The organism is Pseudomonas sp., from assembly GCF_048269965.1.
Classification (GTDB): Bacteria; Pseudomonadota; Gammaproteobacteria; order Pseudomonadales; family Pseudomonadaceae; genus Aquipseudomonas.
In genome coordinates, this window is record NZ_JBLWTV010000021.1 from 1 (window position 1) to 14885 (window position 14885).

11 protein-coding genes are annotated in these 14885 nt (G+C 65.3%); 9 read left to right on the forward strand and 2 right to left on the reverse strand.

The annotated features are described in order from the left end of the window. The 9 genes from ACN0X6_RS20095 to fhuF form a co-directional block, all read left to right on the forward strand. A partial coding sequence (locus ACN0X6_RS20095) for a condensation domain-containing protein (RefSeq protein ID WP_417706691.1) occupies positions 1 to 2443 on the forward strand: 2443 nt, incomplete at its 5' end. Beyond that, on the forward strand, positions 2433 to 3854 hold the full coding sequence (locus ACN0X6_RS20100; RefSeq protein ID WP_417706693.1) for an aspartate aminotransferase family protein: 1422 nt from the start codon (positions 2433 to 2435) through the stop codon (positions 3852 to 3854). The genes ACN0X6_RS20095 and ACN0X6_RS20100, both read left to right, overlap by 11 nt. A gap of 261 nt (positions 3855 to 4115) precedes the next feature. Next, positions 4116 to 6311, forward strand: a complete 2196-nt coding sequence (locus tag ACN0X6_RS20105; RefSeq protein WP_417706694.1) for a TonB-dependent siderophore receptor — start codon at positions 4116 to 4118, stop codon at positions 6309 to 6311. Between the two features lie 70 nt (positions 6312 to 6381). Then, a complete protein-coding gene (gene fhuB / locus ACN0X6_RS20110) occupies positions 6382 to 8418 on the forward strand; it encodes a Fe(3+)-hydroxamate ABC transporter permease FhuB (protein WP_417706696.1) in 2037 nt (678 codons plus the stop codon). Between the two features lie 10 nt (positions 8419 to 8428). After that, positions 8429 to 9343 (forward strand): iron-siderophore ABC transporter substrate-binding protein, encoded by a 915-nt coding sequence (locus tag ACN0X6_RS20115; protein WP_417706697.1) that lies wholly within the window; start codon positions 8429 to 8431, stop codon positions 9341 to 9343. Positions 9344 to 9431: 88 nt separating this feature from the next. Beyond that, a complete protein-coding gene (locus tag ACN0X6_RS20120; protein WP_003247048.1) occupies positions 9432 to 9632 on the forward strand; it encodes an MbtH family protein in 201 nt (66 codons plus the stop codon). A 25-nt stretch (positions 9633 to 9657) separates the two neighbouring features. After that, entirely contained in the window at positions 9658 to 10644 is a 987-nt protein-coding gene (locus ACN0X6_RS20125) for a TauD/TfdA family dioxygenase (RefSeq protein WP_417706700.1), read from the forward strand. After that, complete coding sequence (locus tag ACN0X6_RS20130) at positions 10641 to 11627, forward strand: GNAT family N-acetyltransferase (protein ID WP_417706702.1); 987 nt, start codon at positions 10641 to 10643, stop codon at positions 11625 to 11627. Before ACN0X6_RS20125 ends, ACN0X6_RS20130 begins: the two co-directional genes overlap by 4 nt. A 21-nt stretch (positions 11628 to 11648) precedes the next feature. Then, a complete protein-coding gene (gene fhuF, locus ACN0X6_RS20135; protein ID WP_417706703.1) occupies positions 11649 to 12392 on the forward strand; it encodes a siderophore-iron reductase FhuF in 744 nt (247 codons plus the stop codon). A 10-nt stretch (positions 12393 to 12402) separates the two neighbouring features. Here fhuF and ACN0X6_RS20140 read toward each other — a convergent pair whose 3' ends face one another. Together ACN0X6_RS20140 and sstT are read right to left on the reverse strand one after the other, a co-directional pair. Continuing rightward, positions 12403 to 13170, reverse strand: coding sequence for an ATP-binding cassette domain-containing protein (locus tag ACN0X6_RS20140; protein WP_417706705.1), 768 nt, complete (start codon positions 13168 to 13170; stop codon positions 12403 to 12405). Between the two features lie 144 nt (positions 13171 to 13314). After that, positions 13315 to 14538 (reverse strand): serine/threonine transporter SstT, encoded by a 1224-nt coding sequence (gene sstT / locus ACN0X6_RS20145; protein ID WP_417706707.1) that lies wholly within the window; start codon positions 14536 to 14538, stop codon positions 13315 to 13317. Between the last annotated feature and the right edge of the window lie 347 nt (positions 14539 to 14885).

The window sequence follows — 14885 nt, forward strand, 5'->3', positions numbered from 1 at the left end:
CAAGCAGCGTCTGCCGGCGCATATGGTGCCGAGCCATATCCTGGCGCTGGATCGTCTGCCGCTGCTGCCCAACGGCAAGCTGGACCGGCAGAGCCTGCCCGAACCGCAGGTGGAGGCAGGTGCGTACCAGACACCGCGTACCGAGCAGGAACAGTTGCTGGCCGGGCTGTGGAGCGAGTTGCTCGGTATTGGTCAGATCAGCCGCGATGCCCAGTTCTTTGCCCTGGGCGGCGACTCGATCCAGTCCCTGAGCCTGGTAACGCGGCTGCGCAAGGCCGGTTGGGAGCTGACGCCCAAGGCGGTATTCCAGCATCCGCGCCTGGCCGATCTGGCGGCGGTGCTGACACCGCTCGGCAGTGAAAACCTGGTGGTACCGCGCGCCAGTGGCGAGCTGCCGCTGACGCCGATCCAGGCGCATTTCTTCTCGCTGCCCATGGCCAACCGTGCGCACTGGAACCAGGCATTGCTGCTCGACGTGCGTCGACCCTTGCAGGCCGCGCATCTGCAGCGTGCGCTGCAGGGGCTGATCGCGCATCACGATGCGCTGCGCCTGGCCTTCCGCCAGGATGAAGCGGGCAACTGGCAGGCCTTCTATCGGGACGAGGAGCAGGCCGAGCGTCTGTTGTGGCAGCGCCGCATCGACTCGGACGCGGCCCTGCAGGCGCAATGCGAGGCTGCCCAGCGCAGCCTGGACCTGCAGCACGGCCCACTGCTGCGGGTGCTGCTTGCGGACATGCCCGATGGCGGCCAGCGCCTGTTGCTCGCTGCTCATCACCTGATCATCGATGGCGTTTCCTGGCGCATCCTGCTCGATGATCTGGCCCGCGCCTACCAGCAGGCTGTGGCTGGCCAGCCGGTCGATCTCGGTGAGCGGCCAGGCAGCTATCAGGCCTGGGCCGAGCACCTGTGGCGCCACGCGCAGAGTGCATCGCTGGCCAGCGAGATGGACTATTGGCAGGCGCAGCGTGTCAGCCAACGCCTGCCCGTGGATGACCCGGCCGGCGAGGCCAGCCATGCCCAGGTGCAGACCTGTACCTGGCAGCTGAGCGAAGCGCAGACCCAGCGCCTGCTGCGCGAGACCCTGCAGCAGCAGGATGCGCGCATGGACGAAGTGCTGCTCGCCGCGTTGGCCGAAGGGTTGCGCCGCTGGGCCGGCCTCGACGACAGCCTGATCGCCCTGGAAGGACATGGGCGCGAATGGCTCGACGAGCACGCCGAGCAGGATATCGGCCGTACGCTGGGCTGGTTCACCAGTCTCTACCCGCTGCGTCTGCAGGCGCAGGAAACGCTGCCGCAGACCCTGGCCGACGTTCGCCAGCGCCTGCGCGGCGTGCCCAACAAGGGCCTGGGGCATGGCCTGCTGCGCCATCTGGGTAACGCGGAACAACGCCGCAGCCTGGCCGAGCTGGGCGAGCCCGAGATTGCCTTCAACTACCTGGGGCAGTTCGACGCGCAGCTCGGCGATGGTCACTTCGCACCCGCCAGCGAGTCGCCGGGCACTCTGGTCGATCCGGCCACGGCGCTGACCCGCGAGCTGGAAATCAACGGCCAGGTGTTCGCCGGCCGTCTGAGTCTCAGTTGTCGTTTCAGCGCCCAGCGCCATCGCGTGCAGCGCATCGAGGCGTTGCTGGCGGCGGTGGGCGATGCGCTGCAAGCCCTGATCGACGGCACGCCGGCCGCGTCTGCACCACGCCAGGAAGCCCCGACGGCTAACGCGCCCAGCCCCTTGCTGCGCCTGAACCAGGCGGCTGCCGAACGGCCCACGCTGTTCTGCGTTCACCCGGTCAGCGGCACGCTGGTCGGCTACTACCCCTTGGCCCGCGCTCTGACGCCGCACTGGCAGGTGTTCGGCCTGCAGAACCGGCAATTGCTACAGCCGTCCTGGCGTGACCAGAGCCTCGAACAGATGGCCCGCGATTACGTCAGGGTGATGCTGGAAACCCAGGCGCAGGGGCCTTACCACCTGCTCGGCTGGTCGATGGGTGGCGCCCTGGTGCTGGCCATGGCCCGGCTGTTGGAGCGCCTGGGCAAGACGGTGGCCTTCGTCGGCCTGGTGGACGGCTATGTACCCGGCGCCGGTCTGGCCCGCGCACCACGCGCTGCCGTGGCAGATGAGTCGACCTCGGGCGACGACGACTGGCAACAGTTGCTCGCCCTGGAGCGGCACATGCACGCGCTGGCCGCGCAACACCGGCACATCCAGCCGCTGCGCAGCCCGGTGCAGGCCTGGTGGGCCGCGCACTCGCCGGAGAACAACCGCAACGGCGAGGCGCTGCTGCAGAGCGCCCTGGGCCGCGAGTTGCACCTGTCGAGCTGGGTCGAGGCCGACCACCTGGGCATCGTCCGCGATCCGTCCTTCATCGAACACCTGGGCCGGCAACTGGCCGCGCTCGATCCATCGTCACGGCCACTGGGCCTGGAGAGTCACGATCATGCAAATTGAACCGCATTACGATCCGCTGCCGATGCCTGTCGCGCTCGATCTCGGCCCGGAGGCCACGCTGCGCGGCGCCGACTATCGCTTCGCCAGCACGGCCAGGCTGCAGCACCAGAGCGAGGTGGAGTCCAACGCGCGCAGCTATCCCAGGCGCATCCCGCTGGAGCTGCGCCGCGCCGAGGGCATCCACGTGCAGGACAGCGAGGGCCGCTGGTTCATCGATTGCCTGGCCGGTGCCGGCACCCTGGCCCTGGGGCACAACCATCCCGTCGTGTTGCAGGCCATTCGTGGCCTGCTCGATGGCAGGCGGCCGCTGCACACCCTGGACCTGATGACCGAAGCCAAGGACGAGTTCATCAACGAGCTGTTCGCCTGCCTGCCGGCCGAGTTCGCCCGCGATGCGCGCATCCAGTTCTGTGGGCCGGCCGGCACCGATGCGGTGGAGGCGGCATTGAAGCTGGTGCGCACGGCCACCGGGCGCAGCCAGATGCTGGCTTTCCACGGCGCCTACCATGGCATGACCCAGGGCGCCCTGAGCCTGATGGGCAGCCTGGGGCCCAAGCAGTATCTGGACGGCATGATCAGCGGCGTGCAGATGCTGCCGTACCCCTACGGCTATCGCTGCCCGTTCGGCCTGGGCGGTGCCGAGGGCGAAGGGGTCGGCCTGCATTACATCGAGAATCAGCTGTGCGATCCGGAAAGCGGTGTGCTGCCGGCCGCCGGCATGATTCTCGAGACGGTGCAGGGCGAGGGCGGGGTGATCGCCCCGTCCGCCGACTGGTTGCGCGGCATTCGGCGCATCACCCGTGAGGCCGGCGTGCCGCTGATTCTCGATGAGGTGCAGTGCGGTATCGGGCGTACCGGCAAGCTGTTCGCCTTCGAGCATGCCGGCATCACACCGGACGTGCTGGTGCTGTCCAAGGCCATCGGCGGCAGCCTGCCGCTGGCGGTGGTGGTCTACCACAAGGATCTCGACCGCTGGCAGCCAGGCGCGCACGCCGGCACCTTCCGTGGCAACCAGATGGCCATGGCGGCAGGCGCAGCCACCTTGCGCCTGATCCGCGAGGAGCGCCTGGACCAGCACGCCGCCGCCATGGGTGAACGCCTCTGTGCTCACCTGCAGGCACTGCAGGGGCGTTACCCGCAGATTGGCGAGGTGCGCGGCAGGGGGCTGATGCTCGGGGTGGAAATGGTCGATCCACAGGGCAGGGCGGACACCATGGGGCATGCGCCGCACAACCGCGCGCTGGCCTCGGCCGTGCAGCAACAGTGCCTGCGTCGGGGCCTGATTCTGGAGGTGGGCGGGCGCCATTCCAGCGTTCTGCGCCTGCTGCCGCCATTGATCATCACGGCGGCGCAGGTGGATCAGGTGGCAGAGATCTTCGCCAGCGCCCTCGACGCTGCGGTCAACCATTAAGAACGCTTCACCGTCACTCCCGCGAAGGCGGGAGCCTATTCGATGTGGGCTCCCCGCCTGAGCGGGGAATCACAGCCATTTAATCGACTACCTAATCAATCGATAGCAGAACGTGCCCCTTTAACGGGTGACGGCAAGGTTGTATCAAATTGCCATCTAAATGATAAAAATTACTATTTAGTTTTGCATTGATATTGGTTAGGCTAGCCAGCGTTTTTTTGACAGGCCAGCGGATTGGCTGGCGGTATCGGGGAGAAGATGATGTCGAAAGCAGTGCAAGGTGCTGGACGTTTTCAACTGAAGTGCCTGGCCGTGGTGATTGCAGCCACATGCCATGGCGTGGTTCAGGCGCAGGAGAGCGATGAGGCCAATCAGGTGACATTGCCTGCGCAAACGGTCACAGGTGAACTGGACCGCCCACAAGGCCCGGATTACGGCTACAAGGCCGAGAAAAGCCTGACCGCCAGCAAGACCAGCACGCCGCTGTCGGAGACGCCGCGTTCGGTGTCGGTGGTGACGCGCAAGCGCATCGAAGACCAGAAATCGCAGAGCCTCACCGATGTGTTGGGCTACGTACCGGGTATCTTCGCGCCGCCATTCGCTGCCGGTGATGGCCTGGCGGGTGATCTGTTCTTCATTCGTGGTTTCAACGCCACCGACTACGGCTACGGCCTGCTGCGTGACGGTTTGCGCGTGCAGGGCAACCGCTACGACACCACCAGCGAGCCCTATGGCCTGGAGCGGGTGGAAGTGTTCCGTGGGCCGACCTCGATTCTCTATGGCGAGAACGCGCCGGGTGGCCTGGTCAACCTGGTGAGCAAGCGCCCGACCGCTGCCCCGCAGGGTGAAGTGCAGCTCAACTACGGCTCCAACAACCGCCGCCAGCTTAACGTGGATGTTTCGGGCCCGCTGAATGACAGCGGCAATGTGCTGGGGCGCGTGGTGATGGTCGGTCGCGAGGCCGATACCCAGGTCGATCACGTGCAGGACAACCGCATCTATATCGCCCCGTCGCTGACGCTGAACTTCGACGATTTCAACAGCCTGACCCTGCTGTCTACCTACCAGAAGGACCGCACCAAGCTGGAGCTGGGCCTGCCGGCGGCCGGTACGCTGCTGAATAATCCGAATGGCAAGCTCGACAAGGACACCTTCCTCGGTAACGAGGACTGGAACACCTTCGAGCGCGAGGTGTGGACCCTGGGTTACGAGTTCACCCATCGCTTCAATGACGACTGGCAGTTCCGCCAGAACTCGCGCTACATGCAGTCGCGCATCCAGCGTAACGAGATCTGGCCGGGCGCACTGAACAACGCGGGCTTCGGTACCAACGTCAGTTCGCAGGCTTACGACCGCTACAACAAGTCCATCACCTATTCGCTGGATAACCAGCTCGAAGGCAAGTTCGATACCGGTGCTTTGCAGCACACGCTGCTGGTCGGCGCCAGTTTCGACCGTACTTCCTTCAACCAGGACTGGAGTGCAGGGTTCGGCCCGTCGATCAACGTATTCAATCCGGTCTGGACCAGTGAGCCGACCACGCCGTTCACCATCCAGAACTCGCAACTCGATCAGCAGATGACCGGTCTCTACAGCCAGCTGCAGAGCAAGTACGAGAACTGGATCTTCCTGCTTGGCGGTCGTTTCGATACGGTGGATAGCCAGTATCGCAACAAGCGTGACGCCAGTAGCCCGGTCAGCAACGCCGAGTCCGATCTGGATTACACCGACCGCGACTTCACCTGGCAGACCGGTGTGATGTATCAGTTCGAGAACGGCCTGTCGCCCTACGTCAGCTACTCCACCTCGTTCGTTCCGGTGCAGCAGACCACCAGCGCCAACGGGCCTCTGGATCCCATTACCGCCGAGCAGTACGAGGTGGGTCTGAAGTACGAGCCCAAGGGCTGGAACACCATGTTCACTGCTGCCGTATTCGATCTGCGTAAAGAGAATGACGTCATTTTTGACAGTGGTGATTACCGCCAGGTCGGCGAAAGCCGTTCCAAGGGCGTCGAACTGGAAGTCAGCAGTGATATCAGCGCCAACCTGAATATCACCGCCGCCTACACCTACACCGATGCACGGATTACCAAGGATGCGCCGGGCTCGTTGCTCGAAGATCACCAGATGACCGGTGTACCGCGTAACCAGGCATCGATCTGGGCCAACTACCGCTTCCTCGATGGCGCGTTGCGTGGCCTGCGTCTGGGCGGCGGCGTGCGCCACTTCGACAGCACCTTTGCCTACACCGCCGAGAGTCTCTACGGCAAGCTGGACACCGGCGATGTGACCCTGGTCGATGCCGCCATCGGCTACGACATCGACGAGAACTGGTCGGTCGATCTGAATGCCAAGAACCTCTTCGATCAGGAGTACGTGGCAGGCTGCAACAATGCCGGGCGTTGCTACTGGGGCGACGAGCGCACCTTCCTCGGTAGCGTATCGCTGCGCTGGTAAGCGGCAACCGAGTGAGCAGACCAAGGCGAGGGGGACACCCTTCGCCTTTTTGCGTAACTAAGGACAACGGATGACGAGTTTGAGTCGCCCCGGGCAGCCAGCCGCTGCACGCGGGCTCGGTCACGCTGGCCTGGCGCTGCTGGGGCTCGCGCTGCTGCTGGCCATGCTGCTGTGGCAGGGCGTGTTGCGCCACCCCTGGCCAACGGCCGAGGCCTGGCTGGCGCCGCTGTCGTCGACGCCATCGCTGGAGGGGCTGCTGCTGTGGTGGAGCCAACTGCCACGTGCCTTCGCCGGAGTGCTGGTGGGCGCCTGCCTGGGCGTTTCCGGGGCGATCATGCAACTGATCACGCGCAACCCGCTGGTGTCGCCGGATCTGCTCGGCATCACCGCCGGAGCGCAACTGGGCGTGATCCTTGGCATGCTTCTACCCGGCGCCCTGGGCCTGCCGCTGGTCTTCGTCGGTGGTCTGTTGGCGGCGCTGTTTACTTTCCTCATGGCTGGCGGTTGGAACACCTCGCCGCTGCGCCTGACCCTGGCCGGGGTGGCGGTGGCGCAGACCTTCGCCGCACTGATCGCGCTGTTTCTCAGCCTCAACGACCAGGCGGCGATGGTGGTATCGCTGTGGAATACCGGTTCGCTGCAGCAGTTGGGTTGGGGCGCGATGCACCCGGCCCTGTATCTGTTGCCGCTGATTGCCCTGGCCCTGCTGGTGCTGATGCGGCCGATGAACCTGGCCGTGCTGGGCGATGGGCAGATGCGCGCGCTGGGGCTTTCGCCGGCCTGGCTGAAAGGGCTGAGCATCGTCCTGGGCAGCCTGCTGGCCGCGCTGGCCATTCATCTGGCAGGCCCCTTGGGCTTCATCGGGCTGATCACGCCGAACCTGCTGCGCTTTGCCTTCGCCGTGGTGCGACCTTCGCGGTTGATCCCCTTGTGCGCGATCTGGGGCGCGCTGCTGACGGTGCTCGCCGATGCGCTGGTGGCGGCGGTGGAGCCCTGGTTCCAGCTGCCGCTGGGGGTGCTGTCGGCCATTCTCGGTTCGCTGGCGATTCTCTTGCTGCTGCGCTACGGGCGCAGCGCGCCGGTGGCGGCGGTCACGGCGAGCATGCCGGGTGAGAACCGGGCCATGCGCCTGCCGCTGTGGTCGTTCGTCGTGCTTGCCGTGCTGATCTGCCTGGCGCTGCTGGTGGGCGGTACCGCGCAGGGCGAGTCGGGCGTCTGGGTATTCTGGCAGCGGGCATGGATGGGCGAGCCCTTGGCCATGACCCTGCTCGATCTGCGCTTGCCGCGCCTGCTGGTGGACATGGCTGCCGGGGCATTGCTGGCGACCGCCGGCATGCTGTTGCAGGCGGTCACGCGCAACCCGCTGGCCGGCCCGGAAATTCTCGGGGTGAGCCAGATGGCAGCGCTGGTGGTCTTGCTGGCGCTGATCTTCATGCCCGAGCTGGCAGTGGCCTGGCGCTTCCCGCTGGCCTGGCTGGGTGCCGGCCTGGCGCTTGTGATCGTCATCGGCCTCAACCTGCGCCATGGCCTGGAGCCGTTGCGCGTGACGCTCACCGGCTTTGCCATCAGCGGTGTGGTGCTGGCCCTGGTGAGCCTGCTGATGGCGCAGTTCACCAGCAATATCGCCCAGGCGCTGATCTGGATGGTGGGCAGCAGCTACGGGCGCACCTGGGGTGATCTGCAGGTCATGCTGCCCTGGCTGGTGATTGGCCTGGCGCTGTGCGCGGCGACCACGCGCTGGATGGATCTGCTGCAGTTGGGCGATGGCGTGGCCGGCAGCCTCGGGCTGTCAGTGCCGAGCCGGCGGGTGCTGCTGATCGTGCTGGCCAGTGCGCTGATCGCCGCGGCCGTGGCGGTGGTCGGGCCGGTGGCGTTCATCGGTTTGCTGGTACCGCATGGTGTGCGGCTGCTGGGCTTTCATCGTGCCCGTCAACGCCTGCTGGCGGCGCCGCTGCTGGGCGCGACGCTGCTGGCCTCGGCCGATCTGCTCGGGCGCGTGCTGCTCGCGCCGCTGGACATTCCGCTGGGGATCGCCACGGCCGCCATCGGTGCGCCGTGCTTCCTGCTGCTGCTCAGCCGCGTCTATTTCAGTGACAAAAGGAGTTAGTGCGGTGGCGATGCTGCGTCTTGTCTATGGGGTGTTGCTGCTCTGTCTGGCGCATGGCGCCTGGGCGGCCGATGCACAACTGGTGGCCCGACAGTCGAGCGGCATCGGCGATGTGCCGCAGCGGATCGTCAGCCTCGATGAGTTGAGTACCGAGTTGCTGGTGTCGCTGGAGATCGAGCCGGTCGGGGTGGCCAACCTGGCCAGCTATCGCCGTTACATCGGCATCGGCAACGACCTGCTCGAAAGCAGCGTGGCGTTGGGCAGCGCGCAGCAGCCCAATCTGGAGGCCATCGCCCGGCTCCAGCCGGACCTGATCGTCGGCGCGGCCTACCTGCACCTGCCGTTGTTCGAGCGTCTCGATGGCCTGGCGCCGACCCTCATCTATCAGGTGTCGCTGGCATCCACTGGCTACGACGGCGTGGCCATCGGCGAGGCCATGCTGGAGCATCTCGGTCGCTTGACCGGGCGGCAGGCGCAGGCCGCTGCCGTGATCCGCGAAGGCCGGCAGGCGTTGGCTGCCGCGCGTCAGTCCGTTCGCGCGCGAGGCCTGCAGGGCGAGCCGGTGGCCGTGCTCTATCCGCTGGTGCAGCAGGGCAGTTTCATCGCCCTCAACCAGCAGACACTGATCGGCAGTCTGATGAACCGCCTAGAGGTGCGCTCGCCCTGGACCTTGCGTTCCGCGCACAGCCTGCACCGGCGCATCGACATGCGCCGCTTCGCCAGTGAGCCGGGGCTGCGCGTACTGTTCATCGGTGGACAGGCGCAGGCGCCGTTCTTTGCCAGCCCTCTGTGGAAGGCCCTGCCGGTCGCCCAGCAGCAGCGTTATGCCTTTCTCCCCACGCCGTACTGGACCTTTGGTGGCCCGCGCTCGACGGCCGCCATCGCGACGCAGGTGCGCGAGGCGATCGAGGCGATGAATCGTTGAATTTTGTCCCCGGCCATTCGTCCTTTAAGAGAATCCTGATGGCTATCGCTATTGGCCAGGGGCAAGTCATTTTCACAGAGGTCATCGCATGAGCTTCGACAACGAGAACGCGCGCTTTCTGGTCGTGATCAATCATGAGCAGCAGTATTCCATCTGGCCCGAGTACAAGGCCATTCCCGAAGGCTGGTCCGCCGTGGGCGTGTCCGGCGACAAGGCGACCTGCCTGGCCCATATCGAAGAGGTGTGGACCGACATGCGCCCGCTGAGCCTGCGTCAGGCCATGGCGTGAACAGCGACCTGCGGGGAGCGCGACGATGAATCAAGTGATCGATCTGGCGCAGGCCGCCCTGAGCATCGAGGCCGGCCTGCCCATGCGCGTCAGTCCGCTGCAGGCCGGGCAGGGCCTGCACGAACATCTGCCAGCTCTGCAGCAGTTGGTGGCCGAGCATCTTGAAGTGAGCGGTGGCCTGCTGTTCAGTGGCTTCGCCGATGTCGATGTGGCCAGCTTCCAGCAGTTTGCCGGCGCCTTTGGCCATCCATTGCTGAGCTACGAGTTCGGCTCCACACCGCGTAGCCGGGTGAGCGCCGGTGGCGTGTATACCTCCACCGAGTTTCCAGCCCATCGGCCGATTCCGCTGCATAACGAGCAGGCCTACACCACCGAATGGCCGCTGCGCATCTGGTTCTATTGCGCCCAGGCGGCCGAGCAGGGCGGCGAGACACCGATTGCCGATAGCCGTAAAGTCTTTCGGCGCATCGATCCGGCCATCCGCCAGCGCTTCGCCGAGCGCGGCCTGCTCTATGTGCGCAATTACGGCAATGGTCTGGATCTGCCCTGGCAGCAGGTCTTCAATACCGAAGATCGCCAGGCGGTCGAGCGTTACTGCAGTGCCCGCCGTATCGACTTCGAATGGCTCGGCGATGACGAGCTGCGCACGCGTCAGCTTTGCCAGGGCGTTGCCCAGCATCCGCGTACCGGTGACCGGGTCTGGTTCAACCAGGCGCACCTGTTCCACCTGTCGGCCTTGGACGCCGATACCCAGGACGTGCTGATCGACGCGGTCGGTCTCGAGGGCCTGCCGCGCAACGTCTATTTCGGCGACGGCACGCCCATCGAGGCCAGCCTGCTGGACGAGGTGCGCGGTGTGCTGGACGCCTGCACCATTCGTTTCCCCTGGCGTGACGGCGACATCCTGATGCTCGACAACATGCTCACGGCCCATGCCCGCGATCCCTTCAAGGGGCCGCGCAAGGTGGTGGTGGCGATGGCCGAGGCCTATGGCCGGGAGGGTTTCCAATGAATGCACTACCTTTGCCTAACGGGCGCGTGCTGCAAGGTGAGTCGCGCGAGTCGGCGATCTGGCTGAGTTGCGACGGCCGGCCGCTGATGCAGTTGCGCATGGGCGAGGCAAACGCCCTGCAGGTGCTGGAAGTGGCTACGGCCGATCTGGCCGATGCGCTGTGGTGCGCCAGCTACTGGTGGTTCGCCACTCATCCGCAGGCGCCTCGACTGCTCTGGCAGGGGCTGGATCAGCAGGCACTGCAGGCCTGTGGTGACTGGCTGCGTGGTGATGCCGGTACGCCGCTTGCGCAGGTCGAGCGCGGCGTGTTCTGGCAGTTGCCGCAGCCCTGGTTGCGCCAGGCGCTGCCGCCTTATCCGCAGCAGATGGTGATGAGCGACGGCAAGCGCCATCCCCGGCGCCGGGCCAAGCCCCAGGGCGAGGTCTACCGGCGCTTCGATGCACGGTTGGGTGCCTTGATATCCCTGCGGACGCTGGACATCGACCAGGACCTGGAGCGCTTCAATCGCTGGCAGAATACGCCGCGCGTCCTGCATTTCTGGCAGGAGGGCGGCGATCTGGCGCAGCACCGCAGCTATCTCGAAACCATCGCTGCCGATCCGCATGTCTACAGCCTGATCGGTTGCTTCGATGACCAGCCCTTCGCCTACTTCGAGCTCTACTGGGCCAGGGAAGACCGCATTGCGCCTTTCTATCGCGTGGACGACTATGATCGCGGCATTCACATGCTGGTGGGTGAGCAGGCGCATCGCGGGCCGCACAAGGTGGCCAGCTGGCTGGCGGCGCTGACCCATTACGCCTTTCTCGACGATCCGCGCACAGGCCTGGTGGTGGCCGAGCCACGTGCGGACAACGCGAAGATGATCGGTTATATGCAAACGCTGGGTTACTACCGAGAAAAGGAGTTCGATTTTCCTCACAAGCGCGCGGCGCTGATGGCGATCGGTCGCGAGCGTTTTTTTGATAGCGGGGTACTGTGTTGAACGTATCGGGAATCGCTCAGGGTGATTGAGGCACTGGCGCCGCTGTTCATCGGCGATTTCTCCTCTTATCGGGACACCCTGGTGCTGCACGACGACCCACGGCCCTCGGTGCCGCTGCGCGAACTGCTCAGCGACGAGGGGCTACCGGTGCTGCTGGCGCGTTTCGGCGAGTCGTACACCGGCGGTGACCGCCGCGCGCTGCTGTCGCAGTGGTCGAAGCATTATTTCGTACGCCTGATCCCGCCAGTGGTGGCCGCCGCGCTGGTGCTGAACCGGCGCCTGCCGCTGCACCTCGACGACATCGAGGTGGTGTTCGATGCGCAGTACCTGCCACAGGCGTTCAAGCTGCGCGATGCGGGTGAACCCTTCGCCCCTGGTGATCCCTTCGAGCGTTTTGCCCATCTCCAGCACGACCATCTGGCGCCATTGATTCAGGCATTCACCGCGCAGGTGAAGATCGCGCCCAAGGTGCTCTGGAGCAACGCCGGCAATTACTTCGAGTGGATTCTGACGGCGCTGGGCAAGGTGCTGCCTGCGCCCGTGCTGGCCGATGGTTTCAGCCTCCTGCAGGCGACCCTGCAGCCTGATGGACGGCGCAACCTGCTGTATCAGCCGGTGCGTTATGTCGAGCTGCAGGGCGCTGCCCTGCCGTGGCGGCAACGGCGGGTGTGCTGCATTCGCTATCTGCTGCCCGAACTGGAACTGTGCGAGAACTGCCCGCTGCTCGATGAGCCCCCAGCGCAGGCGGCCGGTTCGGCGTCTTGATGCGACCCGGTCAGTACAGGTAGCTGATTGGCGAGCCGTCCGCCGGATTGGCCATCACGCCCATGGGTACGCCGTAGATGCGCTCCAGGATTTCGCCGTGCATCAGCTCGGCCGGGCTGCCTTGCGCCAGCAGGCGGCCGCTGTGCAGGGCCAGCAGGTGATCGCAATAGCGCGCGGCCATGTTGATGTCGTGCAGCACCACCAGCACACCCAGGCCCAACTCGCGGCTGAGGTCATGAACGCGTGACAGGACCTCCACCTGGTGGGCGATGTCCAGCGCCGAGGTGGGTTCGTCGAGCAGCAGATAACGGGTGTTCTGCGCCAGCAGCATGGCCAGCCAGACGCGCTGGCGTTCGCCTCCGGACAGATGATCGACCAGGCGATCGGCAAACACGCCGGTATCGGTGAGGTCCAGGGCGCGCTCGATGTGCGCGCGGTCTTCGCTGCCCAGACGGCCAAGGGCGCCGTGCCAGGGGTAACGACCGAAGCCCACCAGCTCGCGTACGGTCAGGCCTTCGGTCTGCGGTAACTGCTGAGGCAGGTAGGCCACCTGCCGGGCGAAGTCGCGCTGGCCCCAGGCCGGCAGCGGTTTGCCGTCGAGCAGGATGTGGCCGCCGCTGGGAGACTGCTGGCGGGCGAGCAATTTGATCAGGGTGGACTTGCCTGAGCCGTTGTGGCCGATCAGGCCGACCATGCGTCCGGCATCGATGTGCAGGCTCAGGGGATGCAGCAGGGTGCGTTCAGGAATGCTGAAACTGACGCTTTGCAATTCGAACATGAAGCCGTCCGCTGTGGGGTTGCGAAGGGCGTCAATCTAATTCAAACGCTAATCGTTATCAATTTTGTGGTGCCTGCCGTATTCCTGATCCGCAGGGTGCGCTGCGCGCACCGCTGGCGGACAGTGGGCTCGTCTGATGGACGATCAGGCCTGACGCTGCTCTTGTGCCAGGCAGGCAGCGGCAGTGAACAGCACGTCGGTGGAGGAGTTCAGCGCGGTTTCCGCCGAATCCTGAACGATGCCGATGATGAAGCCGATGGCGACGATCTGCATGGCCACTTCGTTGGGGATGCCGAACAGGCTGCAGGCCAGCGGGATCAGCAGCAGCGAGCCGCCGGCGACACCGGATGCGCCACAGGCACTGATCGAGGCCAGCATGCTCAGCAGCAGGGCGGTGGGCAGGTCGACGGGGATACCCAGGGTATGCACCGCTGCCAGGGTCAGCACGGTGATGGTGATGGCTGCACCGGCCATATTGATGGTGGCACCCAGGGGGATCGAGACCGAATAGGTTTCCTCGTGCAGGCCCAGACGCTGGCTCAGTTGCAGGTTGACCGGGATGTTGGCGGCCGAGCTGCGGGTGAAGAAGGCGGTGATGCCGCTTTCACGCAGGCAGGTGAACACCAGCGGATAAGGGTTGCGACGGATCTTCCAGTACACCAGCGCCGGGTTGACCACCAGGGCCACCAGCAACATGCAGCCGACCAGCACGATCAGCAGATGCAGGTAGCCGAGCAGGGCGTCGAAACCGGACTCGGCCAGAGTCGCGGCGACCAGGCCGAAGATACCCAGCGGTGCCAGGCGGATCACCAGCTTGACGATGGCCGTAACGCCACTGGACAGATCGCCCAGCAGTTGCTTGCTGCTGGCGCTGGCGTGACGGAAGGCGAAGCCGAGGCCGATGGCCCAGGCCAGAATGCCGATGAAATTGCCGCGCAGCAGGGCGTTGAGCGGATTGTCGACCACGTTCATCAGCAGGGTCTTGAGCACCTCGCCGATGCCGCCGGGCGGCGTCAGCTCAGCGGCCTGGCTGCTCAACACCAGCGACGACGGGAAGGCGAAGCTGGCAACCACCGCCACCAGGGCTGCGCTGAAGGTACCGATCAGGTACATCAGCAGGATCGGGCGAATGTGGGTCTGCTGGCCTTGCTGGTGGTTGGCGATGGACGACATCACCAGGATGAACACCAGTACCGGGGCCACCGCCTTCAACGCCGAGACGAACACGTTGCCGATGAAACCGACAGACAGCGCTGCCTGCGGGGCGATGACGGCAAGGGCGATACCTGCGAGCAGGCCGATGATGATCTGCGTCACCAGGCTGGTGCGGTTGAGTAGCTGCAGGGCAGGGTGGATGGCTTGGGACATCGCGTGGTTCTCTGGTTGCTGGGCGTGTGGCAAAGGCCGTCGCGCCTGGGTCGAGAGGGCTTTCAGCGCGGCCTGTGGAAGGGCGGCCGAAAAATAGCGCGCGACTCTAGCACAGCCCCACGGCGCTTCGAGCCAGCCGCAGGCATCTGGACGACAGGGTGCAAGCCGGTGTCGCATCTCGGCAAGCTTTGCCTGCTTGAAATATCGAACGACTGGTGCGTATTTTGTACGAATCGTCGCCGTCAGGCGGTATCCGCGTCATTCAAGGACAACAAAAGATGAGCACTGCCAGCCGCCAGGCACTGGAAACCCTGCTGCAGGGTATCGATGAGATCGATTGCGTAACC

Excerpts from the sequence above, each read along its gene's own strand:
- fhuB (WP_417706696.1), top strand. The coding sequence starts at position 6,382 with ATGACGAGTTTGAGTCGCCCCGGGCAGCCAGCCGCTGCACGCGGGCTC.
- sstT (WP_417706707.1), bottom strand. The coding sequence starts at position 14,538 with ATGTCCCAAGCCATCCACCCTGCCCTGCAGCTACTCAACCGCACCAGC.
- ACN0X6_RS20115 (WP_417706697.1), top strand. The coding sequence starts at position 8,429 with ATGCTGCGTCTTGTCTATGGGGTGTTGCTGCTCTGTCTGGCGCATGGC.
- ACN0X6_RS20105 (WP_417706694.1), top strand. The coding sequence starts at position 4,116 with ATGTCGAAAGCAGTGCAAGGTGCTGGACGTTTTCAACTGAAGTGCCTG.
- ACN0X6_RS20140 (WP_417706705.1), bottom strand. The coding sequence starts at position 13,170 with ATGTTCGAATTGCAAAGCGTCAGTTTCAGCATTCCTGAACGCACCCTG.
- ACN0X6_RS20130 (WP_417706702.1), top strand. The coding sequence starts at position 10,641 with ATGAATGCACTACCTTTGCCTAACGGGCGCGTGCTGCAAGGTGAGTCG.
- ACN0X6_RS20100 (WP_417706693.1), top strand. The coding sequence starts at position 2,433 with ATGCAAATTGAACCGCATTACGATCCGCTGCCGATGCCTGTCGCGCTC.
- ACN0X6_RS20120 (WP_003247048.1), top strand. The coding sequence starts at position 9,432 with ATGAGCTTCGACAACGAGAACGCGCGCTTTCTGGTCGTGATCAATCAT.
- ACN0X6_RS20125 (WP_417706700.1), top strand. The coding sequence starts at position 9,658 with ATGAATCAAGTGATCGATCTGGCGCAGGCCGCCCTGAGCATCGAGGCC.